33 protein-coding genes and 1 pseudogene are annotated in these 21988 nt (G+C 59.4%); 4 read left to right on the forward strand and 30 right to left on the reverse strand.

Annotation, left to right across the window (positions count from 1 at the left end; all coding sequences use genetic code 11):
* Position 1: 1 nt before the first annotated feature.
* The 30 genes from N005_RS15790 to N005_RS15930 all read right to left on the reverse strand — a co-directional run bounded on the left by N005_RS15790 (position 2) and on the right by N005_RS15930 (position 19648).
* Positions 2–2017: a phage tail tape measure protein gene (locus N005_RS15790; protein ID WP_047702031.1), complete on the reverse strand. Its 2016-nt coding sequence runs from the start codon at positions 2015–2017 to the stop codon at positions 2–4.
* 130 nt (positions 2018–2147) lie between these two features.
* Positions 2148–2444 (reverse strand): phage tail assembly protein, encoded by a 297-nt coding sequence (locus tag N005_RS15795; protein ID WP_047702032.1) that lies wholly within the window; start codon positions 2442–2444, stop codon positions 2148–2150.
* Positions 2441–2788, reverse strand: coding sequence for a phage tail tube protein (locus N005_RS15800; RefSeq protein WP_047702033.1), 348 nt, complete (start codon positions 2786–2788; stop codon positions 2441–2443). Before N005_RS15800 ends, N005_RS15795 begins: the two co-directional genes overlap by 4 nt.
* A 60-nt stretch (positions 2789–2848) precedes the next feature.
* Positions 2849–4345, reverse strand: coding sequence for a phage tail sheath subtilisin-like domain-containing protein (locus N005_RS15805; protein ID WP_047702034.1), 1497 nt, complete (start codon positions 4343–4345; stop codon positions 2849–2851).
* Positions 4345–4551 (reverse strand): DUF2635 domain-containing protein, encoded by a 207-nt coding sequence (locus N005_RS15810; protein ID WP_047702035.1) that lies wholly within the window; start codon positions 4549–4551, stop codon positions 4345–4347. The genes N005_RS15805 and N005_RS15810 overlap by 1 nt, the downstream gene beginning before the upstream one ends.
* Positions 4548–5138, reverse strand: a complete 591-nt coding sequence (locus N005_RS15815; RefSeq protein ID WP_047702036.1) for a phage tail terminator protein — start codon at positions 5136–5138, stop codon at positions 4548–4550. Before N005_RS15815 ends, N005_RS15810 begins: the two co-directional genes overlap by 4 nt.
* A gap of 23 nt (positions 5139–5161) precedes the next feature.
* Positions 5162–5683: a hypothetical protein gene (locus N005_RS15820; protein WP_047702037.1), complete on the reverse strand. Its 522-nt coding sequence runs from the start codon at positions 5681–5683 to the stop codon at positions 5162–5164.
* Entirely contained in the window at positions 5676–6038 is a 363-nt protein-coding gene (locus N005_RS15825) for a phage head closure protein (RefSeq protein ID WP_047702038.1), read from the reverse strand. Before N005_RS15825 ends, N005_RS15820 begins: the two co-directional genes overlap by 8 nt.
* A complete protein-coding gene (locus tag N005_RS15830; protein WP_047702039.1) occupies positions 6039–6524 on the reverse strand; it encodes a head-tail connector protein in 486 nt (161 codons plus the stop codon).
* 2 nt (positions 6525–6526) lie between these two features.
* On the reverse strand, positions 6527–6748 hold the full coding sequence (locus tag N005_RS15835; RefSeq protein ID WP_047702040.1) for a hypothetical protein: 222 nt from the start codon (positions 6746–6748) through the stop codon (positions 6527–6529).
* Positions 6749–6790: 42 nt separating this feature from the next.
* Positions 6791–8050 (reverse strand): phage major capsid protein, encoded by a 1260-nt coding sequence (locus N005_RS15840; protein ID WP_052126397.1) that lies wholly within the window; start codon positions 8048–8050, stop codon positions 6791–6793.
* A gap of 9 nt (positions 8051–8059) precedes the next feature.
* Positions 8060–8761, reverse strand: coding sequence for an HK97 family phage prohead protease (locus N005_RS15845; protein ID WP_047702041.1), 702 nt, complete (start codon positions 8759–8761; stop codon positions 8060–8062).
* Complete coding sequence (locus tag N005_RS15850) at positions 8758–10095, reverse strand: phage portal protein (RefSeq protein ID WP_081993276.1); 1338 nt, start codon at positions 10093–10095, stop codon at positions 8758–8760. Before N005_RS15850 ends, N005_RS15845 begins: the two co-directional genes overlap by 4 nt.
* Positions 10088–10252, reverse strand: coding sequence for a hypothetical protein (locus N005_RS29470; RefSeq protein ID WP_162843620.1), 165 nt, complete (start codon positions 10250–10252; stop codon positions 10088–10090). Before N005_RS29470 ends, N005_RS15850 begins: the two co-directional genes overlap by 8 nt.
* 11 nt (positions 10253–10263) lie before the next feature.
* Positions 10264–11991, reverse strand: coding sequence for a terminase large subunit (locus tag N005_RS15855; protein WP_047702042.1), 1728 nt, complete (start codon positions 11989–11991; stop codon positions 10264–10266).
* Positions 11991–12476 carry a phage terminase small subunit P27 family gene (locus tag N005_RS15860; protein WP_047702043.1) on the reverse strand — a complete coding sequence of 162 codons (486 nt, stop codon included), beginning with the start codon at positions 12474–12476 and terminating at the stop codon, positions 11991–11993. The genes N005_RS15855 and N005_RS15860 overlap by 1 nt, the downstream gene beginning before the upstream one ends.
* Before the next feature lie 149 nt (positions 12477–12625).
* Entirely contained in the window at positions 12626–13009 is a 384-nt protein-coding gene (locus tag N005_RS15865; RefSeq protein ID WP_047702044.1) for an HNH endonuclease, read from the reverse strand.
* Between the two features lie 2 nt (positions 13010–13011).
* A complete protein-coding gene (locus N005_RS15870) occupies positions 13012–13344 on the reverse strand; it encodes a phage holin, lambda family (RefSeq protein WP_047702045.1) in 333 nt (110 codons plus the stop codon).
* A gap of 211 nt (positions 13345–13555) precedes the next feature.
* Positions 13556–14119 carry a hypothetical protein gene (locus N005_RS15875; RefSeq protein WP_047702046.1) on the reverse strand — a complete coding sequence of 188 codons (564 nt, stop codon included), beginning with the start codon at positions 14117–14119 and terminating at the stop codon, positions 13556–13558.
* Between the two features lie 3 nt (positions 14120–14122).
* The gene (locus N005_RS15880) at positions 14123–14317 is read right to left on the reverse strand and encodes a hypothetical protein (protein ID WP_047702047.1); all 195 of its coding nucleotides are present in this window, start codon (positions 14315–14317) and stop codon (positions 14123–14125) included.
* 1 nt (position 14318) lies between these two features.
* Positions 14319–14633 carry a hypothetical protein gene (locus tag N005_RS15885; RefSeq protein ID WP_047702048.1) on the reverse strand — a complete coding sequence of 105 codons (315 nt, stop codon included), beginning with the start codon at positions 14631–14633 and terminating at the stop codon, positions 14319–14321.
* The gene (locus N005_RS15890) at positions 14630–14827 is read right to left on the reverse strand and encodes a hypothetical protein (RefSeq protein ID WP_047702049.1); all 198 of its coding nucleotides are present in this window, start codon (positions 14825–14827) and stop codon (positions 14630–14632) included. The genes N005_RS15885 and N005_RS15890 overlap by 4 nt, the downstream gene beginning before the upstream one ends.
* Positions 14824–16110, reverse strand: coding sequence for a tyrosine-type recombinase/integrase (locus N005_RS15895; RefSeq protein WP_047702050.1), 1287 nt, complete (start codon positions 16108–16110; stop codon positions 14824–14826). The genes N005_RS15890 and N005_RS15895 overlap by 4 nt, the downstream gene beginning before the upstream one ends.
* Positions 16107–16484 (reverse strand): RusA family crossover junction endodeoxyribonuclease, encoded by a 378-nt coding sequence (locus N005_RS15900; RefSeq protein WP_052126398.1) that lies wholly within the window; start codon positions 16482–16484, stop codon positions 16107–16109. The genes N005_RS15895 and N005_RS15900 overlap by 4 nt, the downstream gene beginning before the upstream one ends.
* The gene (locus N005_RS15905) at positions 16481–16783 is read right to left on the reverse strand and encodes a nuclease domain-containing protein (protein WP_047702051.1); all 303 of its coding nucleotides are present in this window, start codon (positions 16781–16783) and stop codon (positions 16481–16483) included. The genes N005_RS15900 and N005_RS15905 overlap by 4 nt, the downstream gene beginning before the upstream one ends.
* Positions 16774–16983 (reverse strand): hypothetical protein, encoded by a 210-nt coding sequence (locus N005_RS15910; protein WP_047702052.1) that lies wholly within the window; start codon positions 16981–16983, stop codon positions 16774–16776. Before N005_RS15910 ends, N005_RS15905 begins: the two co-directional genes overlap by 10 nt.
* Entirely contained in the window at positions 16976–17737 is a 762-nt protein-coding gene (locus tag N005_RS15915; protein WP_047702053.1) for a replication protein P, read from the reverse strand. The genes N005_RS15910 and N005_RS15915 overlap by 8 nt, the downstream gene beginning before the upstream one ends.
* Positions 17737–18513: a DnaT-like ssDNA-binding domain-containing protein gene (locus N005_RS15920; RefSeq protein WP_047702054.1), complete on the reverse strand. Its 777-nt coding sequence runs from the start codon at positions 18511–18513 to the stop codon at positions 17737–17739. Before N005_RS15920 ends, N005_RS15915 begins: the two co-directional genes overlap by 1 nt.
* An 11-nt stretch (positions 18514–18524) precedes the next feature.
* Complete coding sequence (locus tag N005_RS15925) at positions 18525–19187, reverse strand: phage antirepressor KilAC domain-containing protein (protein ID WP_047702055.1); 663 nt, start codon at positions 19185–19187, stop codon at positions 18525–18527.
* 188 nt (positions 19188–19375) lie between these two features.
* A complete protein-coding gene (locus N005_RS15930; protein WP_052126399.1) occupies positions 19376–19648 on the reverse strand; it encodes a helix-turn-helix domain-containing protein in 273 nt (90 codons plus the stop codon).
* Between the two features lie 83 nt (positions 19649–19731).
* Between N005_RS15930 and N005_RS15935 the strand changes: the two genes are divergently transcribed.
* The 4 genes and pseudogenes from N005_RS15935 (at position 19732) to N005_RS15950 (ending at position 21956) form a co-directional block, all read left to right on the forward strand.
* Positions 19732–20466 carry a S24 family peptidase gene (locus N005_RS15935; protein ID WP_047702056.1) on the forward strand — a complete coding sequence of 245 codons (735 nt, stop codon included), beginning with the start codon at positions 19732–19734 and terminating at the stop codon, positions 20464–20466.
* Positions 20467–20912: 446 nt separating this feature from the next.
* A complete protein-coding gene (locus tag N005_RS29805) occupies positions 20913–21038 on the forward strand; it encodes a hypothetical protein (protein ID WP_269457384.1) in 126 nt (41 codons plus the stop codon).
* A 99-nt stretch (positions 21039–21137) separates the two neighbouring features.
* Positions 21138–21371: pseudogene (locus tag N005_RS15945) on the forward strand (response regulator transcription factor); the annotation flags it as partial.
* Positions 21372–21518: 147 nt separating this feature from the next.
* Positions 21519–21956 (forward strand): tellurite resistance TerB family protein, encoded by a 438-nt coding sequence (locus tag N005_RS15950; protein ID WP_047702057.1) that lies wholly within the window; start codon positions 21519–21521, stop codon positions 21954–21956.
* Positions 21957–21988: the final 32 nt, after the last annotated feature.

The following is a 21988-nucleotide window of genomic DNA, read 5'->3' on the forward strand; positions in this document are numbered from 1 at the left end:
CTTACCCCTTCATGACGCCGACGGTACGGGTACCGACGTTTGGTTTGATGTTCAGCCCAGGCTGATTGGTTTTCGGGCGTTCGATGGTGGTGCCCGGTGGGGCGCCGTTCAGGTTGATGTTGAGTTCACCGTTGAGCTTCTGCGCGTTGTTGGCGGCCGTCTGCTGCAACAGCTGGTTGTTGTTGATGCCGAATGCCTGGTTGTTCATCGCCTGACGCGCCTGGGCAGACTGCGCGGCATCAGCCAGCAGAAGCTCACCGGTGCCACCGCCGGCGCCGGCGTTGCGCTTCTGCTGGGCTTCAGTGAAGGCGTTCACCTTGTTGGTGGCGGTTTGGATGATCCCTTCGCCGCCCTCCCCGCCGCCGAACCACTGCATGATCGGCTCGATGATGGGCCTGAGCTTCTCCCACAACTGCTTGAACCACGCCGTGATCGGTTCCCAGTTATTGATGATCATGCCCAGCGGCGACCAGTCGAACATGGTCTTTAGGTAGTCCATTACCGGCGTGGACAGCGCCATCAGAAGATTCCAGGTCGCGGCGAACAAATCAGTGAGCGGGTCCCAGTTTTCCCTGATGGATGCAATGGGCCCCCAGTCGGCAAATGACTTGAAGAGATCCCACGCCTTAAGCACCGGTCCTTCGATCACTGCCCAGATCTTCTGAAAGAACGGAGCCACGGTGGACCAGTTGGCAATCAGCAGTCCGGCCGCCAGCGCAATGCCCTGAACAACGAGCCCGACGATCGACTTTTTCGTCACGCCGTCGAACAGCTTCATGGCCCACATAGACGCAGTAACAGCCACCCTCAACACGCCATAGGCCAGCGCGGCGCCCAGCACACCCTTGATCAAGCCAGGGTGCTCGGCCGCCAGCGATGACAGCCCGGAAACCAGCGGACCCACCAGGGTCATGACGTCGTTGAATGGCGGTAGCAACGCACTGCCCACCTCCACGCCCAGCCGCGTGACCTTGTTGGTCAGCAGCTGCATGGCGTTTGCGGTGGTCTTGGACCGGGCGGTGAATTCAGCTTCCATGGAGCCAGTAAACTTTCCTTCGGTGCCCACCGCGGCGAAGCTCTTCTTCAACAGATCGAGGTTCGTGAGCAACGGCGCAATCGCTGACACCGATTCTGTACCAAACAACTCAGTCAACAGCCCCGCCTGCTTGGCCGGGTCTACCTTGGCAATGCGCCCCAGAACGTCTTCGATGGTGCCCTGGGCGTCCTTCTGCATGCTCTTGGCGACTTGCTTCACATCCAGGCGCAGGGATTTGAAGGCCTGGGCCTGTTGCTTCGTGGCAGAACCGCCCTTTGTCAGCGCCAGCATGAAGTTCTTCATGCCCGTGGCGGCCACCTCGCTGGGCACCCCAACACCTGCCAGGGTGGCACCCATCGCCGCGATCTGCCCCGACGCCAACCCGGCAATAGCACCGAGCGGGCCGATGCGGGTCACGATGTCAGAAATCTGTGCCGCTGAGGACGGCCCCACGTTGCTGAGGTAGTTGATCTTGTCAGCCAGCGCAACGACTTCAGGCTGGGTCAGTTTGAAGGACGTCCGCCACTTCGCCATCATGTCGCCCGACTGCTCGGCTGTCTGGTCGAAGGCAATGCCCATCTTTACCGCGTCTTCGGCGAACTGCTTGAGCTCGCCGGCGGCGAAGCCGGCCTGGCCACCCGCCGCGACAATGGCGGCGATTCCATTGGCAGCCATCGGCAGGCGCTCAGACATGTCCAGGACATCCTGGCCCATCTGCTGGAACTGCTGGGGAGTTTCGAACGTGACTACCTTCTTCACGTCGGCCATGGCCGTCTCGAATTCCATCGCCGCTTTCGCGCCGGCAATAAATGGTGCGGCAAACGCACCGCCCTGAATCAGATCCTTGAAGCCGATGTTGCCGAGGCCGGAGCTGTTCATCTGCTTGCGGAAACCCGCAACGTTCTTGCGGATCCCGGCGAGCGTCGGCGACAGCTTGTCGACGCCGGTGATCAACGCCTTGAGCTGGAACTTGTCCGCCATCACTGCACCTGCTGGGCTGCGTTAATTCGTTGGGCGTGCTCCAGGGATTCGCGGAGCACATCCAATGGCCTGGTCATCATCTGTTCAGGGTCAACCTTCCAGAACCAGGCCAGGTCGTAAGCGGCTGCAATCAGGTCGCCGATGGCTGCGACGCCGCACTCATGAAAAAACTGGCGACGGCCCAGCTCAGTGCGTTGAGGTCGGCCAGGTCCAGCTGGTTGACCGACGACGGCGGGATGGCGGCGCAGACCGCGATGTACTTGGCTGCGACGTCCATATCCAGGCTGACTTCTTCGTTCTTGTCGATCTTGTACGGCAGAGCCTTGATCGTCCGGACTTCCTGCACGGTTGGCCGGCGCAAGGTGAGCTCGGTCACCGGCTCGCCGTGAGCCTCGATCGCAACCTGAAGTTTCTGTACATGACTCATTGCCAGCTCCCTTTGATGCCGTCGAATTGCAGTTCAATGGTGCCGTCGTCACCCTTCGAAGAAGGCTCGTCGACCAGGTACGCACCGGCCAGCACATAGACCGATCCGTTGCTGAACTCACAGGTAATGGTCATGTCACGGCCGTTGGTGAGAGCCTTGATCGGGAAGTTCGGGGTATGTACTGCCGTCATCTTCAGGTACGCGGCCAGTTCTTCTTCCTTGAAAAAGCCGGGGTAAATCGTTTCCCGTTTCTTATCCATCAACGGCGCTTCGGCGCCACCGGTGATGGTCAGCTGTTCGCCGTCCACCTTGACGTAAACCGTGCCTGCTACTTTTTGACCCATGGTCTGTATCTCCAGAATGAAAAAGCCCGCGCTAGGCGGGCTGGGTGTCGTGGGTCGGAATTACGCCGCCTCGTCGTACTGCAGGCGGAACTGGTTGAGCAATGCGAAGATACGCAACCCGTTGATGTAGTCAGGCGGGAACAGCACGTTTACCCGGCTCGGGTCCTGTGTATCACGCTCCACCACCAGGTGCTGCGCGAACAGCTCGGCGTTCTCCACATGACCTTCCAGCTCGAGCTTGGCGTATTGCGCGATCAGTTCGCCGCGGATTACCGCCGGCGTGACAATCGGCTGGCCGTCACCGAAACGGGTACCGTCGCTGGCCAGCTTGTGGCGACCGTATTTGCTGGTGATCACACTGCGCATCCGGCGGATGATGAACGCCGACTGGTGCATGGTCTCGCTGTCCAGGTAGGAGTTATCCGCCTGGCCGTAGGCGTTCTTCTGGTATGTCGTGACCGAGCGCTGGATGCGCACGTATCCGCCTTCGTAGTAGGCCGTGGCCAGCCCATAGGTCAGCAGCGATTGCCGCTCAGTCAGGGTGAACCGCTCGCTGGCCGGCGCCGGGTCCAGGCCTGGCAGGCTACCGCTTTGGGTTGGCCGACTGGCATCCGCCGAGATGAACACCGCTGTGCGGGCCGCCAGGGCAGCGGCCTGCACCCACACCGGCTGCGGCACACCCGTTTCAACAGCCTGGATCGTGACGTGCTGGTCGTTGCGTGCCTGGCCGGCGGCCACCAGGGTACCGAGGGTGCCACGTTTGGCGCAGTACACATGCCCGAACAATTGCTTGGCCCAGGACCAACGACCGGTGTTGTCGTCCATTGCATCCTTCCAGGCGTTCAGGCTGGTGGTGTCAGACCATGGCATGCACAGGAATTCGAAAGGCTCATCGCCCAACGCAGCGGTGGCATCGATCTGGTCCGGCACGCCAACGCCGCCGGTCATTGCGGTGGCTACCACGGTCAGCCCGGCCGGCGTCATTTCGCCATTGGACTTGCCCAGGCGATTCATGAGGATGCTGATGTCGTTGCCGCTTTCGCCGGTCCACTTGCAGGTCAGCGTGACAACGCCGGCAACGGCCGCAGCGGTGACGGGCAGGTCTGGCGTCGCGTTGATCTTCACAGCCAGCGCAGCCGCCGCCACCGTCGGCGTCGCGCCAGAGGTGACAACAGACTGCACTCGAACGCCCCCGACGTACAGGTTCAGCAGGCCCGCCTCGGTGGCCGTACCGGTGATGGTGATCGTCGCAGTTGCCACCACGCCGGTGTCGTCCTGCAACGGAAGGCACCAGATTTCGCCAATCGGGTCGACCTTGCGCCAGGTGTCGTACATCGCGGCAAGCATGGAGCCCTGGCCACCGATGCTCTTTGCCAGCGCAACGCTGGATACCAGCACCAGTTGGCCGATGCTCTCGCTGGTGGCGTCATCGTTGACCTGGGCGACGATCAGTCGGCGCATGGCCGACGAGGCGCTGTTGGCCGCCGAGTTATCCATCTCCGCGTAGAACAGCGGCACCCGGATATCGGCCGGGATGTTGCTGAATCCGATAGCCATTATTGCGCTTCCTCAGCTTTCGCCGGCGCGCCGGCTTTGGTGGATTGGGCCTTTTCGGCTTTCAGGGTGACATCGCCGTCGGCCAGGCGCCGGCGCCACCAGGCGTTGTCTGGAACTTCACGGCCTTCTGCCGGCAACAAGTCGCTGGCCTCCGGGTCGGGCACAGAACGGCCAGAGGCCGGCACCACAGTGATGCGATTGGTCATGGTGTTACGTCTCCAGTGAAATGTGCTTCGATGCGCCCGTCCGGGCCGGGTCGTTGCAGGTTGGGGTCTGCCGGGTCGATGCAGTCCATGTTGAAATTTGCTCCGGTGAAACCCGGCAGGCCGTCCAGCGAGGCCTCTTGCCAGGTCTCGGGCGGATCGGTCGGCAGGTTTCGGCCGAGCTGGAATTCCGAGAAAAAGGTGAATTGGTAGACGACCCGGGCGCGGCTGATGTGCAGCAGCGCGCCTTTGCCATATTCGATGGGGCTGTACTCGGCCCCAGGCTCCCAGCCGACCAGGGCGCGCCACAGCTCGGCGCGGATGTCGTGTAGCAGGTCGCTATCCTCTTGTCCGCGCTCGTCTGAGGCATCCAGCACGATCACCACGTTGAACTGGTCGGTGATGTTCTGCAGGATCCTGTTCTGCGCTTTACTCGGATCCGCCGCGTCTGCGGTGGCGATGACATAGGCGGCCGGCAAAGCAAGCTTGGCGCTTTCGACAACGGCATCCCAGTCGATGCCACCGGATACGCGGCCAGCAAAGGTCGGGCACGTCTGCCGCAGTTGGGCAACGATCGGGTTCAGTTTCATGCGTGGGTCCGTTGGGTCAGTGATCAGCCCAGGGCGGCGGCAAATGCGGCTGAGAGAATCGATTGAACTTGAGAGGATGAATCTTGCAGGGCGTCGGCCATGTAGTTGTCGCGTGGCTTGATGCGCCATTCGCCCGCGGCGCGTTCCGCCATCAGCCTGGCGCGCGCGCCAGCTGCTCGTCTGTTCTTCTTACCCTTCCCCTTCCCCGGCGCAAGCTTGCCGGGCCGGCGTCCTTGCTTTACGCCATAGTGCAGATAGGCCGGGTAGAACTCTTCCATGGCCGAGGTTTTCGTCGGGGATATCCGAACCAGGAATCCCGATCGTGAAACCTTGAAGCTGACCGACTCCACCGTGGCCCCAGTGCGGTTCACCGGATAGCCATCCTGGCCCTTTCCCAGCACCAGGTTCATCTGGGCGCGTTGAGTGATCAGCAGGCCCACCTTGCGCATCCCGGCGCGGATCTTGCGCTTGTCGAATGCGTCACGTTCGAAGTTGTCGAAACCCTCGACGTGCAGGTACCCGTCGATTGAGGCCGAGTTAGACATAAATGCCTCCACTCTCCTTGATCAGGCCGAGTTCCTCTACCTCGAGCACCACAAAGCGACCGCGGCCATTCATGTCGAACCCCCGCTTCACTCGATAGAGCGTCCCCTGATGAACAACTTCATACGCCGTAGTTATCCCGGTTCGGAAACGAAGAAATACTCGGTGGGTGATTTTGTTCTCGGTCTGGGCGCTATCCGTGTATATGGCCGAACCGACCGGCTCGATTTTCGCCCAACGTGGATTCACCTCAGAAAACAACGAGTCAAGGCCCATGTCATCAGCCGGCACATCGTCACGCCGCCGAAGCGTCACGTGCTTGTTCAGCTCTCCGGCACCAGGTTCGCGGTACGCCATTTAGACCCCCATTGAAATTCTGTCGGGCTGTAGGAGCGAACGCGAACCATGAGGCAACTCAATGACCGACGAAGTGTTGATGCCGGTCACAGTGTCCTCACGGCTGGCCCAAAGATGACCCAATGTGAGCATGCATGCAGCGACGATCGACTTGTTGATGACCATACCTCGGGCAATGGCCGTGCAAGCGATAAGCGCTTCAGAGAAGGCAAACTCGGCGTCAGCTATTGCAGCACACCTGTCATCCCAGTTTTCCACGGTTTCAGCCATGGCTATCGCCGCCTCATAAGCGGCCCGGGCAGCGAGTCGAGTCGCCGGGACCTCTGCAATCGCTGCCGAGAGCTCAGTAGCGTCGGCGTAGAAACGACGCTGCAGGAATTTTTGAGCTGCACTCTCCGCGCTATCAAGCTTCGACTGGACATCCTCCACGTCTTCAGACTCTGCCCGAAGGTGCTTCATAGCCAAGTCGATGTTGATCACGCTCATGGTTACTCAGCCTTAGCTTTTGATTTGCTAGCCGCTTTGTTCTGCGGCTCCGGCGCCTTCTTGTTTTCAGGCTCGGGCGATTGCTTCACTTCGTAATCCTCCACCAGGCCCAGGCGGTGCAGTTCTGCCGCTCGAAATTCATCAGCAGTAATGGTTGCACCTCGCTTTGCATACGCCCCCTGATTCAGAAAGCCCTTCTTCGTCTGCAGTTTAATTTCGCTCATGACTCACAACGCCCGGTTTCCCGGGCGTGCTCCACTTCGAGGTTATGGTGCAGGGGCTTCAAACTCACCGTGCACGAAGGACTCAGGGCGGTAAACAGCCAGCGCCAGGCGCTCCTCAGCGCGGATGGTGACCATGTTGGTGCGGAAGTTGTCGCCGTCTTCGGTCGAGACCTCAACAGCCGCATCTTCACGATCGAACACCTGGGCTGCGATGTTCATCGCGCCCACCAGGAATTCGCCTTCAGGAACGGCATTGCTGTCCACCACCGGCAATTTCCATAGGCGCTGGACGCCGCCTTCCTGGACGTTGACCCAGATGTAGGAGCCGGTGCTGTCCTTGGTCAGCTCAATGTCTGCCCAATCCACAGGGTTCAGGGCGATGGCCGATGCGCGGTATTCAGCGACACGAACCTGCAGGATGGCGCGACGCAGGGTGTCGATCTTGGTGTCACCCGACTTGCGCAGCGCATCATTGAACGCGGTGGCTTGAGGGATCAGGCCCAAAAGATTCTGGCCGGTACCGTCGCCCGCCAGGATCTGCTCTTCTTCCTTGTACTTCAGGCCGTAGATAGCACGGCCGTTGATGTAGCTTTGCAGCAGGGGAATGTCCGACAGCACCTGCTTCGAAGCGCGGAACCAATGGGCGATGGTTTTGACGGTGGTGGTTACCAGTCCGAACGACAGGTCGGATTGAGCCTTGGCGGCACCCTCGCCCGCCTGGGGGGCAGCCATGTTCTGGAAGCCAGTTTCCTGTACGAACTCAATGGCGTTCGAGTCGGTGCGACCCGGCATGATCAGGTCACGGATGGTGAACTGACGTTCCGGGTCGGTAACGATTCCCGGCACGCGGGTTGGCTGGATGCCAACACCTACGCCGCCGGTGCCCGAGGTGCTGCTGGTGATGTTGGTGACGGCCTTCAGGCGCAGACGGGCCCGGCCATGGTCTTCTTTGACCAGTTTTTGGAAGCCTTCGGACTCGGCGAGTTGTTCGCCAAAGGACTTGGTGTCCGACGGATCGTTAGCCGCGAAACGACGAGCCATCTTTTGCTCGATCTCGTTCAGGCGGTCCTGCAAGCCGAGGCCGTCTTTCACCAAGCCGTCCAGGACGGTCTTGGTGTCGGCCAGGATGGTGCCGTGCTCCTTGATCTCTTGGCTAGCCTTCTCGGCGAACGCCTTGATTTCCTTGTCGCGCTGGTCGAGCAGGTCATTTACCGCCTTCAGCTGGACTTGATCGCCAGCGTGCTCCTTACGCTGCATTTGACGGTGTTCGGCGCGAGCGTCGTTGCTCATGACGTTATGCATGGTGAATCCTCAAAAAGAAGGGAGAACCAGCGCCGGACGCGATTTAAGCGCCTCGACGATTTCGTTGGCTGCCAGGTCGCCCTCGGACTCGCTCCGGAGCAAATGCTGCAGTCCGCGGTTGGCAATCACCGCAGACTGAGTTTTCGAGAAGCCTGCCTCGCGCAGGAGCAACTCAAATTCGGGCATCGAAGGTAGTCCCCCGTGGGCCAGCTTCGATTTGATGGTATCGGTGCGTGCCTCGTCGTTCGCAGGGACCGTGACGATGGAAATCTCCACCAGGTCCAGCTTGGTCAGCGTGCGAATGCGCGTCTTCTCATCGAAGCTCGACTCGCGCACGTAGTAGCCGATGGACAGGCCGGTGATCGAACGAGACTTCATGCCCCGGTAAGCGATCCGCGCATACGGTGCATCGGCCATCCACAGCTCGCCGTCACCGAAAAGCCCACGTTCGTCTTCTTTCAGGGACTCCAGGGCCCAAGAGCCGATGGGCTCACCAGTCCTGTGCTGCCACAGCACTGGCAACGTGCGGCCCTTTGCTTTGAGTTCGGCGATCGAGTCGAGGAACGCGCCAGGCGCGACGACCTCGTTGTAGCTGTCGACCACGCCGAATACGGAACCGTAGCCAGAAAAAAGGCCGTCGTCGCCGACAGCCTTCACGTCATAGTCGAATGAGCGGTACTTCACCGCCACCGATTGGTCTTTTCGGTTCATTCAGAATTACCTTTTGGCTTGTCGTTGAGCCAATCAATGAGCGCTGATCTCGCTTGCTGGGCATCGCCTCCACCTTCGCCAAGCTTGTCGATGGGGAGCATGTTGGATTGCACTGTGAGCTTCGCGGCGTTCCCGCCGTGAGGCGCCAGGTTCTCCTTTATGCGGCAGTCGTCGCGGGTGTAGATGCCGTTCTGCGTCATCGAACTGTAGAAAGCCGCGCGGGCCGCGCTATCGGCGCGAAGCAGGCCTTCGGGGTTGAACTTCGCATAGAAACGACGGCGCTCATCAGGCCTAAGCAAGCGACGATTAATGCTCTGTTCGATGCGCTTCATCCATGGCAACAGAGTGAAGCTGAGGAAGCCGAGCATCTGCTGCTCCATCCCCGTCCCCCAACTGGTGCTGTTCGACGTGTGCCCAACCATCCAGGGCGGAACACGAAACCACCGGCATATTTCCTCGACGTTGAACGCTCGTGTCTGCAGCATCTGAGCATCCTCAGGCGTCATCGACACCTGCTGATATTTCATGCCCGCCTCCAGCACCATCGTTTTGCCGGTGTTGACCGCGCCCGCGAATTTCGCCGCCATGTCTTCGCGGATGTCTTCGCGCTGTGCTTTGTTCAGGATCTGGTCAGTTGAAAGAACGCCGCCCAGCTTCATGCCGTTGGCGAACATTTTGCTGGCAGATTCATCTGCCGCCATGGCGGCACCGAAGACGTTGCGCCCCATTGCGAGGGGGCTCAATCCGCAAAGGGGATCAGTCCCGAAGCCGCGGGTGTGCATCATCTGCTCGTCCAGCAGCGTGTGGGGCTTACCTTCGCTGTCTGTGAAACGGTACTCAATCGCCCCGCTGCTGGTACGCCTAGGGGGCGAAACCGATTGCGGGAGCAGAAACTCCAGCGAAGACAGTTCCCGACCCACCAGGTGTGGCTCATTAAAACTGTTGCCGTTCAACAACAAGCTCGCCACTACGCATTCCCAGAACTCAACCGGCGTTTGGTCTGCGTTCGGCTGGATACTGATAACTCGGTGAACTGGGTGCGATGTGGCAACCGCCGGAACACCGTTTTTGTCTTCATAGAGGGCGATCGGCAGCGTCGCCAATGTTTCAGCAATGAGTCGAACGCAAGCCCATACCGTGGACAGCTGCAACGCGGTTTGCTGGCTAACCGTTTTTCCTGAAGCCGAGTCGGTACCGTAGTAACCGTTCCAGAACGCCGCGTCGCCAAGGCCGATTCGCCGCCCTACCCAGCCTGCGAGCGACGATTTCACAATTCCAGGCTCAGCCGATTTGAACAGCGCCTGTCGAAGCACAGACTTTAGGGGTTTATTCACTGGTCAGCCCCTTCCGTATAAAGCCCGCGGCGAGCAGACAGGCCATGCCGCCAGCAATAAGGGACCACCCCAAACCGGCCAGAACGAAAATCCCGCCAACTATCAAGCAGAACCCGGCCACGGCCGCCAGCAGAAATATGAGGAGGCCTGTATTCATGGGTATTCCTGTCATCCAACGATAATGGGGCTTGAGAAAAAGTCGCTGATATTGCCTTCGTTGTTGCCGGCCAAAGTCAGTACCCTGCCGATCGCCATGATCAATGCCACAGCACCGTCTATTTTGTTGTCGTCGCCCTGCTTTATTGGCCTGACAACATCGTCATTGCCTGGCAGAAACTTGCCGATGACGTTACCGATACACCAGGTCATGATCGGATTGCCGTCGTGATGGAACCGGCCGGCGGTAATGGCCGCCTCCAATTCCTTCATGGGGTCGCTCATGTTGGTGTAGTTCTGGGTGATCGTGACGGGATTCAGCCCTTCGTCGTCCAGGTCATGAGAGAGCCCCGTGGCCCCGTGGGGGTCGATTGGGCACTCGCGTACTGGCGCCAGGTGGTTGGCTTCCTTCGCTTCCGCCAAAATTTCGCGGTAGTCCACCTCGGCGCCATCAGTGGTAAGCAGGTGTCCGGTGTTGATCCACGCTTGGAACCGCTCAGCCATCCGCCTGTTGTCGGTGTCGTTGGCTGTGTCCTCAGGGACCCAGAATTTCGGTGCGATCGAGTAGTAATGTGTCTTGCCGTCGATGACCCGCCAGAACAGGCGAGCCATCGAGTTCATGTCGAGCTTGCGCGCCAGGTCGAACCCAAGCACGCATTCCTGCCCCTCGAACATGTCCAGGGTCAGCGTCTTGTCCTCGCAGGACCGCCAGGTTTCTACGTTGAAGAATCCAGCCTTTGCACTCACCCACAGGTTGAGATGCTTAGTTTTGAACGTGTTGGTGAAGCGGGCCGAACGGATAGCCCGGGCCAGCTGGCTCTCCAGATATTCCTGGAACACCGAGACGCCCATGCATGGATTGGCCTTGGCCAGGTTCTTTGGGTCGGTCCAGTCGTCCCCCTCGTCCAATGTCCAGATATATCCGAACAGTTCGGGGTCCGGCACCGTGCCGTTGAGCATTTCCAGGACTTGGCGCCGCTTGTCGTAGCACGGCCCTTCGATGTTTGCGCCAGCTGTAGTGATGATGAACATCAACGGCTGTCGGCGTGCGCCCATGCCCGTGAGCATCGTGTCGTACTGCGCCGAGCTATCGTGCTCGTGGAATTCGTCGATGATCGCGCAGGAAGGCGACGCACCGTCGCCAGGGTTACCAATCAAGGGTTCGAAGCGACTGCAATCCGAAGGGATGTTCATGTTCGAGGCGTTGACCTCGATGCCAGCCGCCTCTATCAACATCGGCGAGCGCATGACCATCAAGCGCGCCGGGCGGAACACCTCCCAGGCTTGTTTCTCGGTAGTCGCACCGGAATAGACTTCGGCGCCGAACTCGTTGTCGGCAACAAACATGCCGATGCCCACGCCGGCGGCGATGACACTCTTTCCGTTCTTGCGCGGGACCTCCCAGTAGCTCTCCCGGAAGCGCCGATAGCCGCCTTTCTTTTTCACCCAGCCAAACGTGCAAGCCAACCCGAAAAGCTGCCACGGCTCGAGGGTGATCAGCTGCCGCTTGAATGCCCACTCGCCTTTTGTGTGAGGCAGAAGCTGCATCAGCTTCAGCTTTTTTTCGGCCTTCTTGGGGTCGAACTTGTACGGAAACGACTTGAGTCGACTCGCGGCGACATCGTCGAAGTGTCGCTGGATCGCCTGGTGGATGTAGCGGCAGGCTGGAAACTTACCTTTAACGACGGTCCTTGCCCAAGCCATCGCCTTGTCGACGTTGGGGTGGGCTGTTTTGGCCATCAGCTACTCAGTAATTTAGCGAACTCATTGGTGGACGACTGTTTGTTTCCGCCGATTATTCGGGTGCGGCTGGAAGGATCCAGGCCGAGCAACGATCCAAAGGTCACCAGCTGACGCATCGATTCGTTCGCCGCGGTGAGCGCCGGGTTCTTCATCGGGCTGCCCTGGGCAGACTCGACCACGATGCCGAACTTCTGGACGGCTTCTTCAGCCATCCGCCATTTGTCGTAGGCGGTACAGAAGGCTTCGACGTTGTGCAGATCAGTGAGCGCGACGACGTGTTCACGGAGCAATTCCGGGATCAGCATCCGCCACATCGTGGACGCCCGCTCACTCAGCCAGTCCGGCGGATCGATATTTGTAACGGTGGAAAATTGTGGCTCGGCCTCGTTCAAAGCCCGCTTGCCAGGGTTGCCCGCAAGCTTTTTCTGGGCCGTCGGCTTGGGTTTGCGACCACGGCCGGCGACCGTGGCGGTGCCCCCCATCGCGCAACTCCTGATTTTTTAATTTCGCGGTCGTGAAAGAAAGGCTGGGCGGACGGTCTAGAAGACAAAGGCTCTGAACTTTTGCCCCTCCCCCTCCCCGTCAATGGGATTTATTCTCATTAAGGCTGATTTCCGGGCATTCTGCACGGTCACCGCCTTGGGTTGCCCCATCCCCCATCCTCGCGAGCCGTCTTCCGGCTGTGGCAGCTATGGCACAGCGACTGCCAGTTGTTTCGATTCCAGAAGATCGCCGCGTCACCCTTGTGAGGGATGATGTGGTCCACCTCAGTGGCCGCGACCACCTCGCCGTGGCGATCATGCTCAGCACATAGCGGATTGCGAGCCAAGAAGCCCTTGCTCGCCTTCTGCCATTTGTAGGTGTAGAGCCGCTGTGTGCTGCTCTCGCGCTTCTTCGCTGCCAGGCGCTCGGCCTGTGCAGTAGCCAGGTGAGCATGCTCGTCGCAGTACTTGGCGTTACGCGTCAAGGTACGGCAGCCCTGGGCAAGGCAAGGGCGCTGTGGTCTTGGGGGCATGACTACTCCGCTCCGCGGCGCGGTAGCTTGAAGTCCGTGACCCGGTCAGCAATGGCCCGGATCTTTTCAACCCCCAAGAAACCAACCCATCCGCCGGCGAAGGTAGCCATGCTCTGGGGCAGGCCGAAGAAGTCCAAGCCGCTGATGATCGTCAGGGTCAAACCACCGCAGATAGCGCCCTCCACCAGCATCTGGCGACGCGTGCCGCCACCATAGGTGATACGCAGGACAGCCATAGCACAGGAAAGCGCTGCCGCATAAAAGACTGGCGAATGCTGGCTCAACCACGCAAGCGCTACCGCCCAGGTGTCTGGTTTGTCTGGCATGTTGGGCATCTCGATTCCTCCCCGTCAGGGAGTATGGGACTCGGCCGCGCAGGGCCAGGGAGGATTGAATCAGCTCCAACAACACTCCCAGCTCGGGGCGATGGGTGTGGCGGAGCCGAAAACGAAAAAGCCCAGCACGATGGCTGGGCTTTGTTTGTCGTCTCTCATAACGCGCAAGATCGACATGATGGGGCTAATTTATGATCATTCCGCCACTACGTCAAGCGGCGTCAATGAAGATCTCTTCTTTATCGAAAATGTCCGTGGCACTGATAACGGCGGACTCCTCAAGCTGCTCCAGCCGTTTGGCGATGCTGGTCCGCCATCGGCGGCGCGTGGACTCCGGCTTTCCCTCAGGATCCCAGGTGTTCATGTCGTAGAATTCGGCCGGCAACACGATCATGTCAGTGGATCGCTTCGCCGTCTGAACGCCCTTCATCTTCGGGATAGCCCACGCCGTCAAGGCCTTATAAACGAACAGCTGCGGGGCCGGCGACACCATCCGCGCAACCAGGCGGCCTATGGCTGCCACCTTGTTGGCTTTATGGGTCGAGTACTTTGCCACCAGCACATCCCACTCAGCAGGCTCAAGCAGGCGGTGCAGCAAGGCATAAAGACAGCAGTCGTAGTCGAACTTGTCTCGCGGCGACAGTGAGCTGCCGTTGCCGCCTCGCTGAACATCAGCATCAATCAGCTTCTGCCAGCTTTGCTTGGTGCTGTTGTCGATGTTGTCGGCTGCCAGCACACGAACCAGAGTGCTCATCACGTCTTTGTAGATACCCATCGACTATTCCTCGCTCGCTGAATTCATGTATCGGCGCCCGCTGCGGGCCAAAACCTTTTCCTGACAGGCATGTACCGCAGTGCAGAATTCTTCCTGTTCCATCGGATGCTCCACCGGCAGTTTCAAGTATTCGTTCCACGCTTCAGCCAGCAGCTTCACGACTTTTACCTCTTGATAAGTTGGCTCGACGATCTGCATGTCAGTCTCCGGTGAAGTTCGTACCGCCTGCCCCGCGGCGGTTGTTCTGGCGGTATTGCTCATGAGCCCCGCCGGTAACTGGGCGAACCTTCGCGATTTCGCTCAACGCGTCCTTGAGCCGGGCGTTAAGCACGTTAACAACATCGATCAGCGGCAAGGATTTCAACGTATGCCCGCAGACCCATCCCGTGCCTACACAGGCCTCACACTCAAGGTAGTGAAAGATCCCCAGCCTCTCACCCTTGCCCGCGCAGATGCCGCATTCGACGATGAACTTAAGCTCACGCCGATGCAGTGACGGGCGCGACTTTCTCATACGGCCTCCAGAAGCTTTCTGTGCAACTCATGGACGTTTATGCCCTGTAATGGGTTGTGGGCGATCTGGATTTCGAAACCGTCTTCCATGGTGATGACCAGGTGCCGGGTGCCGTTGTAATCGGCCAGGCGGATCGACCTGACGAACTCAGGGTTTACGGCGAGGCCGGTGATCGGATCGAGCAGAATCATCATTTTGAAACCTCGCCTATGGTTGATTCTTGAATGAGCTCGCAACCCTTCTGTTCCGTGGCTTCCAGGCAATTACCAGAATCTCCGAATCTAAAGCCGGTCAAGCCGTGGATCAGGGCAAAACCCTTCTGATCTAAATGCGCGTGCCACTGTTCCAAGGCATCACGCTTGCGGTTCATCACGTCGGACTGGATGTACACCAGCACGTTGTGACCCATCGCGTGGTTTATCAGCATCTCGCCGATCATGTGGTCGATGCCGATGTCGGCCCATGTGGTCCGCGCCACTTTGCGCAGGTCATGGCTGGTCCACTCTCCACCACCCAACCGGGTGAACACGGCGCTGGCCTGCCCTTCGCTGAGTGCCTTGCCATTGCGCGCCGGGAACAGGTATTGGCCGTCGTAGCCGCTGGCGTATTGGCCTTCGCGATACCGGACCAGCAGCTCGCACACTTGTTCGGTCAGTGGCAGGTGATGCTCGACGCCGGTCTTAGTGTGTTCAGCCGGAATGAACCACTCACGCTCTGCCAGGCTGATATGCGACCAGCGAGCCTGCCGCGTTTCACCGATGCGCGAGCCGTGACAGAGCATCATCAGCGCGAGCATGGCGTCCATGGGATCGGTCTTGATGACCTCGGCCAGCTGCTCGAGCAGGCCTTGCAGCTGAACACCACGCAAGCGAGCCGGCTTGACCCCGACCTTCGCCTTCGAGAAGTCGTTGAACTTGATGGTCGCCATCGGGTTGGACGAGATCAGACCCAGCTTAGAAGCCTGCCGAAACGCGAGGGCTAGCAACTGGAACGCCGAACGCACGTAGTCGATGCCGATCTTCTCCTGCAGCGGCCACATGAACTGGCTGTCCAATGTTGCCTTGGTGATCTCGGCGATCGGCACGCTGCCCAGGCACGGGACCAGGTGGCACTTGATCAGCGAGGCGCCTGTCTTCTTGCGCTTGCTGGACAGGTTCCGGTCGCGCGACATGCGTTCGCCGTACCACTCCAGCAGCTCGCGAGTGAGCACCCACTGCGAAAGATTCGCCCCGTCGCCGTCCTCCAGGCGCAGGCGAATCGCCGGCAGCGCCGAGACTACCTGCTTCGCGCTCAGGTCGGGGAAGCGGCCGATGCGGTTCCACTCCCCCTTCACCACCAGGTACCACGACGCTCGGGCCCGATCACGGTTGAATCGCAGGTAAAGCCCGCGGTTCTCGACGTCGCGCAGATCCCGCACATTGCCCGCCGCCTGCCGCTTGATCTCGGGGTCGGTGATCTTCACCGCTGCCGTGCTCACAGGCTCACCGCGACGGCGTCGTCGAGAATGGGATAATCACGGATGTGCACGCGTACAGCGCCGCCCGGAACAGGCTCGCCGATGTTGATAGTGGTAACGAAGTTCCTGTCATCGATGCCCAGACCATCGGCGATGCCATCCCGGCCGGCCTTGAAGCGCGCAACCAAGTTGTCATCGTCGTAGGAGCGGCGATTCGGCGGGCAGAACGTTACCCAGAAGTACTTTTTCCCTATAAGCCGCGGTGCATCCAGCGCCAGAGCGATCAGGCCGCAGGTGCGGCGGTATGCTTTCGCGTGTTTGTGTTTTTGCCGCCAGTGCACGCGCGCATTCGGACTCAACTCCTTTGGCGGCCACGGCAGCGTCATGTCGATCATGCAGCCCCCTTTACGGTGAGAATTCCGGCCCGGATCAGGCCTTCGTGGGTTTCGGCAATGGCGCGCGGCATGTCCTGCCAATCGACGTCGCCGGCGGCGCGGCCGTCGATTACGTCGTGACAGGCGCTGCAGGCGTACACCGCGACAGTGTCGAAGCCCTTCATGCCCATGCCCTTCTGCCCGCACGGCAGATGCGCAAGGACGGTGGTTTCTGGGTTGTAATTGCAGATGCCCGGGATTCGGACGGTGCACTCCTGGTCTTTGGCAGAAGCACGGAGCTTTCTCGAACTCACACGCATGCCGGCTTCCCCGTGACGACGTCGACGACTTCGTAGGTACCCGGCCACATCCATGACCCATAACGCTTGGCCATGGCCGCGTCGGCGAACAGCGCCAGCGCGTGATCAGGTGGCGAACTCAAATCGACCTTGAACGAGCAACAGAACACCGCCCAGCGGTAGGTTTCGATCTCAGGAACAGCCAGGCGTCGATCAACCATGCACACCTCCAACAACCCGAGCCGATGGCGTGAGGCCGAGACGGCGCAGCAGTTGCTCGCGGGCCGCCTGGCCGTTTGCAGGAATACCCATGCGCGCCACCTGCGCCAGCGCTACTCGCTCGGTCAGTTCGCTTGCCAGCTCTATCGGAGGCTTGCTGCCGTCGTGGCCAATGCCAACGGCGATATCCTCGAGCGGCAGACCTTGGACGAGACGGCGGATGGTGATGTCGTAAGCTCGGTCGAAAACCTTGCTGGCCTTCTCCGGGATCAGATCACCGAGGTTGTGCATCTCGCACTGAAGCGCAGCATGTCGCACGGCAGCGTGGGACCAGGTGCGCGCGCCGAAGCGACTCGGGTGAGAATTCTCCAGCGCCTCGCGAAAGGCCTTGTCATGGGATGGAATGCCGAGCATTTCGGGCGTTGGCTGACACCACTTGATGAACTTGCCGACGCTCGGAGCGAAGTCGCCGCCGATCTGCCGGCAGTTCTGCAGTCCGTAGCGGATCTGCTCCAGCTGATTGATCCCGGCCGCAAGGAATGCCTTGATCCAGCTGCGCTTCGCAGCCTTTAGCGCTTCATCATCCGGCCAAGCCTGCTTCCATGCCGGGAAAATTGCCTGCAACTCCTTGAACAGCGCGTTCACGACCTCTGCGGTGCCCGGCGGCAACTTCCGCGGCTGAACCAGCGCAACCGGCGGCAGGTTGCCCATCGTGCTGAGCAGTTGCTCGGTGCTGCGGGGCTTCTTGTTCTCCATCAGAGGTCTCCCAGATCGTTTGCCCAGCTGGTGTCATCGAAGTCAGGCGTCTTGCCCTGCCCCGAAGCCTTGACGCGTTCTCGCTTGACCCACTGCACCAGCCGGTAGCACCAGCCTGCCGAGGTATCAACGGTCGCTGGCTTGGCGACGAAGAACCCCATGAACGCCCGGATAGCCGCTTCAGGGACCGCATCGGCAGGAAGCCCGGCGATTGCGATCTGATCCGACAGCGCCTTCTCGTTCGGAGCCCAGGTGGCGAACATAGCGAAGCGCTGGCGATCATCCTGCGGCTCGATAGCTGCTCTGTTCTGTTCGGCGAGAGCAGCATCAATCCCGCGCTGCTGCAGCTGCTCTTCGGTTAATTGATGGTTAAGTGACGGATTGGGTGCAGCCGCTGCACCCCGTTCCGTCGTAGGTTGCACCCCGACCTGTTGTGAATTGCACCCCGTGCCGTCATCTGCACCCCGTTCTGTGCGGGGTGCAGCATTTGCACCCCGCAATAGCTGAAGGTCGTAAACGACTGGGCGACGGTCGTGCCGATCAATGTGAACAGCGGCGATAGCCTGGTTTCCCTTTTGGATAAGTCCGGACTTCTCCAAGTCATCCAGCTTGTAGCGCACGGTGCGCTCGGAGAGGCCGGTGTCCTGAGCCAGGGTGGTAGCCGATGGGAACGCGCCAGCACCGTTCGATCCGGCATAGTTGGCCAAGCACAGCAGCACGTGTCGGGCGCTGGCATCCTTGAGAACTTGCGTGGGCAAAGACAGCGCCCATGACATTGCTTGAACGCTCACAGCGAGGCTCCGATATTCAATTCGGCCAAACGGGCAAGGCCCTTTGGGGTAACGAGTGGATCGAAAGCGGCACGGTCAGCACCGGTTTCTGAATCAGGCTTGAGAGCAGTGACTTTGTGGACCATGAGCCCGGAGGTGATGCGTGGTTGGTACGCAGTCCAGCGGCCGGAACCTTGGCGGCGAAAGATCCACCGGTTCTGCTGCATCCAGGCGAATAGCTTCGAAGGCTTGAGCTGCAGATGCTTCGCAGCGTCGGTGATGCAGATCGCGCCGCCAGCGGCTGCCAGACGGTTGATGGCTGCAACCTTCGGCGCCTGATCGAGGATGACCAAACGCAGGGTTTGATTGTCCTTCGCCTGATCAGCAGCAGCCTGAAGTGCCTCCGCGTAGGTGGCCGGAATCTGGAACTGGCCGGCTTGGGCTTCCAGCTCCTGCCAGCGATCAATGATCCGGGCACGCAGCTCGACGCTGTAACCGGACACAACAACCAACGTGTCGCGCTGTGACAGCAGGAACTCGCGGTACACCTGCCCGTTCTGCGGGTGCACGTAGGGGGTGTCGTTTGAAGAAACGACACCCTTCGTGACCAGTGCACGGATTGTTTTCAACACGTTGTCGTGAGAGCTGCCGATCAGTTCGGCTATCTCGCGAGACGACATGTGTCGCGACACGTTTTGAGATTGTGCAAAACGTGTCGCAGGGTTCGGGGTATTGCCGGGGGTGACGTTCGTGTTCATACTGGCCCCTGAAGTTTGTTGTTTTAAGAAGCCGGTCTAGCCACCGGCTTTTTTTCGTCTGCGATTTTTTACTGTATGGATGCACATATGTGCCGCAGCACTACTTCGCTTCACGAAGAGGCCTGATAATTCCCACCATCAGATGCCGGTAACGCTTTGTTAGGGTGCGCTTCAGAAAGCAGCCAATCCGTGTCGAACGGATTTCCCCTCGCAGTTGCCAGTTCGCAAATCTTCTTGGCGTATTCCGTCTCACCGGTGTACTCGGTGCGCGGCAATGCATCAGCAGCCAGCCACTTGTAAATTGCCCGCGGAGTTTTCCCGCAGGCCTGAGCAACCGTAGGAACACCGCCGGCATCGTCGATCGTTTTCTTGAGCGGCCGCATGTGGCCTCCAATTCAAATATGAACTTACGGTACATCTTAAGTCGGAACTGAAAGTACATGCAAGCTCATGAGAACATGAACCCATGGTTCAAATAGACGAAATCCGGCTTGCGTTCAGCGCCCGCCTCAAGAACGCCCTCGCAGAAGCAGGCATTCCTGAGTGGGGCGCAGGTGTGCGTCTCGCGAAAATCGCCAAAGTGACGCCGAAGGCATGCAGCAAATGGCTCAACGGAGAGTCGATGCCAGGCGGAGCCAAGATGCTTGCTCTCGCAAGCGCATTGTCTGTACGCGTCGAGTGGCTTGAATATGGCCGGGGCGAGATGCATGAGACGGCAGTCTCTGCAGCTGATCAGCGAGTTCCACCAAGGAGCTTTGATCTCGCCGACGACGATAGCTATACGGGCGTGCTGCAACTGACCGCCCGCGGATCAACCGGCGATGGCGAAGACAACTCGCACGTCGAAATCCGTGGCGTGATGGCATTCAAAACAGATTGGCTACGGGCTAATCATCTTAACCAGCGCAAGTTAGACGTCATCTACGCCAACGGGCACAGCATGGAACCCACCATCAATGATGGTGACGTGCTGTTGATTGATGAGTCGAAAATAGAACCCAAAGATGGGCAAGTCTTCGCACTCCAGACTGAGTCGAAAGGCACTATCGTTAAGCGCCTTGTAAAGTCCGACTTCGACGGTTGGATCATTCGTAGCGACAACCCGGACAAGGCTCGTTACGGAGATGAGACGCTGCGTGATGGGGAAATCAACGAGGTTCGCATTATTGGGCGCGTGGTTTGGCGCGGGGGAATGCTTTAGGGCGCCTGTCTTGCCCTGGGCAAAAAACTACAGCTGCACGGAAGGGATTCAATGTTCAAAAAAATAGTGATCGGTTTAGTGGCTGCAATTGGATTGTTCCTGGCTTACGGCGCCATTATCGGAAACACCCCAGAGGGAAAGGAAAAGTCTCGAGCACGCGATGCGATTGATCGTTGCTGGAAGGGTGTTGATGACAGCCTTCAGTCTCTAAGCTCTCGCAGATTTATTCGGGACACTTGCCAAAAGATGGTTGAGAAGTACGAGTCAGAGTTTGGCCCCTCCTCCACGATCCGAAAAGAATAGCCTCCAGTGTCCGATAGCCCGCCATTGAGCGGGCTTTTTCTTGCCCGCGCTTAAAATATGTACTTTTGGTACTTGACCAATATGAACCATTGGTACATATTTGCTCCATCGCCGGATAACAACCGGCCAGATGGAAGGCAGCGATGAACCGGCCTGAACGGTTCAGAGGGTTGGCAACTGACCCGGGCGTGCAGCGTAAAGCGCCGAAAGCAGTTATCCAGCGGGAGAACAAGCCGAAAGGCCCGCGGCTGGAGGAACAACTTGAATGAGCCCGTACCGCGCCAGCAGCGCCGAAGGGACACGGAAAGTTTCACTGATGCGCCTGGTTGGCCGGGCGCATTGGGAAATCAACCGAGAGGCACACCTGCATGGAATCAATCATCAAGAGCGGCACCTGGATCGGCCATCTCGGCCGCGGGCTTGCTCGAAGAGAACTTCAGTTTTTGCTTTTAGTAGCCCAGGGCCTTACGGCCAAACAAATCGCTCGTTTCCATGATGTTGAACCAGGGACCGTCGCGAAGCGCATATCCAACGCCATGTTCAAGCTGGGCGTTACCCGCCAATCAGCGGCCGTGGCCGAGGCGATGCGTAGAGAAATCATCGTAGGTCAGGTAGACGGTCCGACTCCTCAAGGTCCAGCTGGGGATTCGAACGATGGTGTTTTTATCGCTTAAACGACGGAAAGGCATCACTTCTGCACCTTGGCGACAGGGTGCAGCGGGATGTAACCCCACCCAGAGGAATATCCAATGTTCGGTATCGGTAAGAAGCTGTTCGGCGCCAAGCGCGCAGTAAAGAAACTCGAAAATCGCGACCTGATGCAGGCCATCGTCGGCGGCTGTCTGCTGGTGGCGGCATCCGACGGTGAGATCAGCAAGAACGAAGCTGCGCAGATCGATATCCAGATCCGCGCCAACAAAGCCTTGGAGCATTTCGGCTCCGAAATCACCACCACCGTCAACCTGTTCACCGAGCAACTGCAGGCCGGCTTCCGGCTCGGCCGCATGAACATCATGCGCGAGATCCGCGACATCAAAAACAACCCGGCCGACGCCGAAGAGGTGTTCGTGAACATGATCACCGTGGCCGAGGGTGACGGCAACATCAGTCCCGAAGAAATGAAGGTCCTGGCTGAAATCGGCAACGAGCTGGGCCTGCGCCTGAAAGACTTCGGTATCGAGGCGTGAACAGGTACCTGCGGAGAGTTCTGGTCCTGTCC

The sequence above is a fragment of the Pseudomonas mediterranea CFBP 5447 genome (assembly GCF_000774145.1).
GTDB classification, from domain to species: Bacteria; Pseudomonadota; Gammaproteobacteria; order Pseudomonadales; family Pseudomonadaceae; genus Aquipseudomonas; species Aquipseudomonas mediterranea.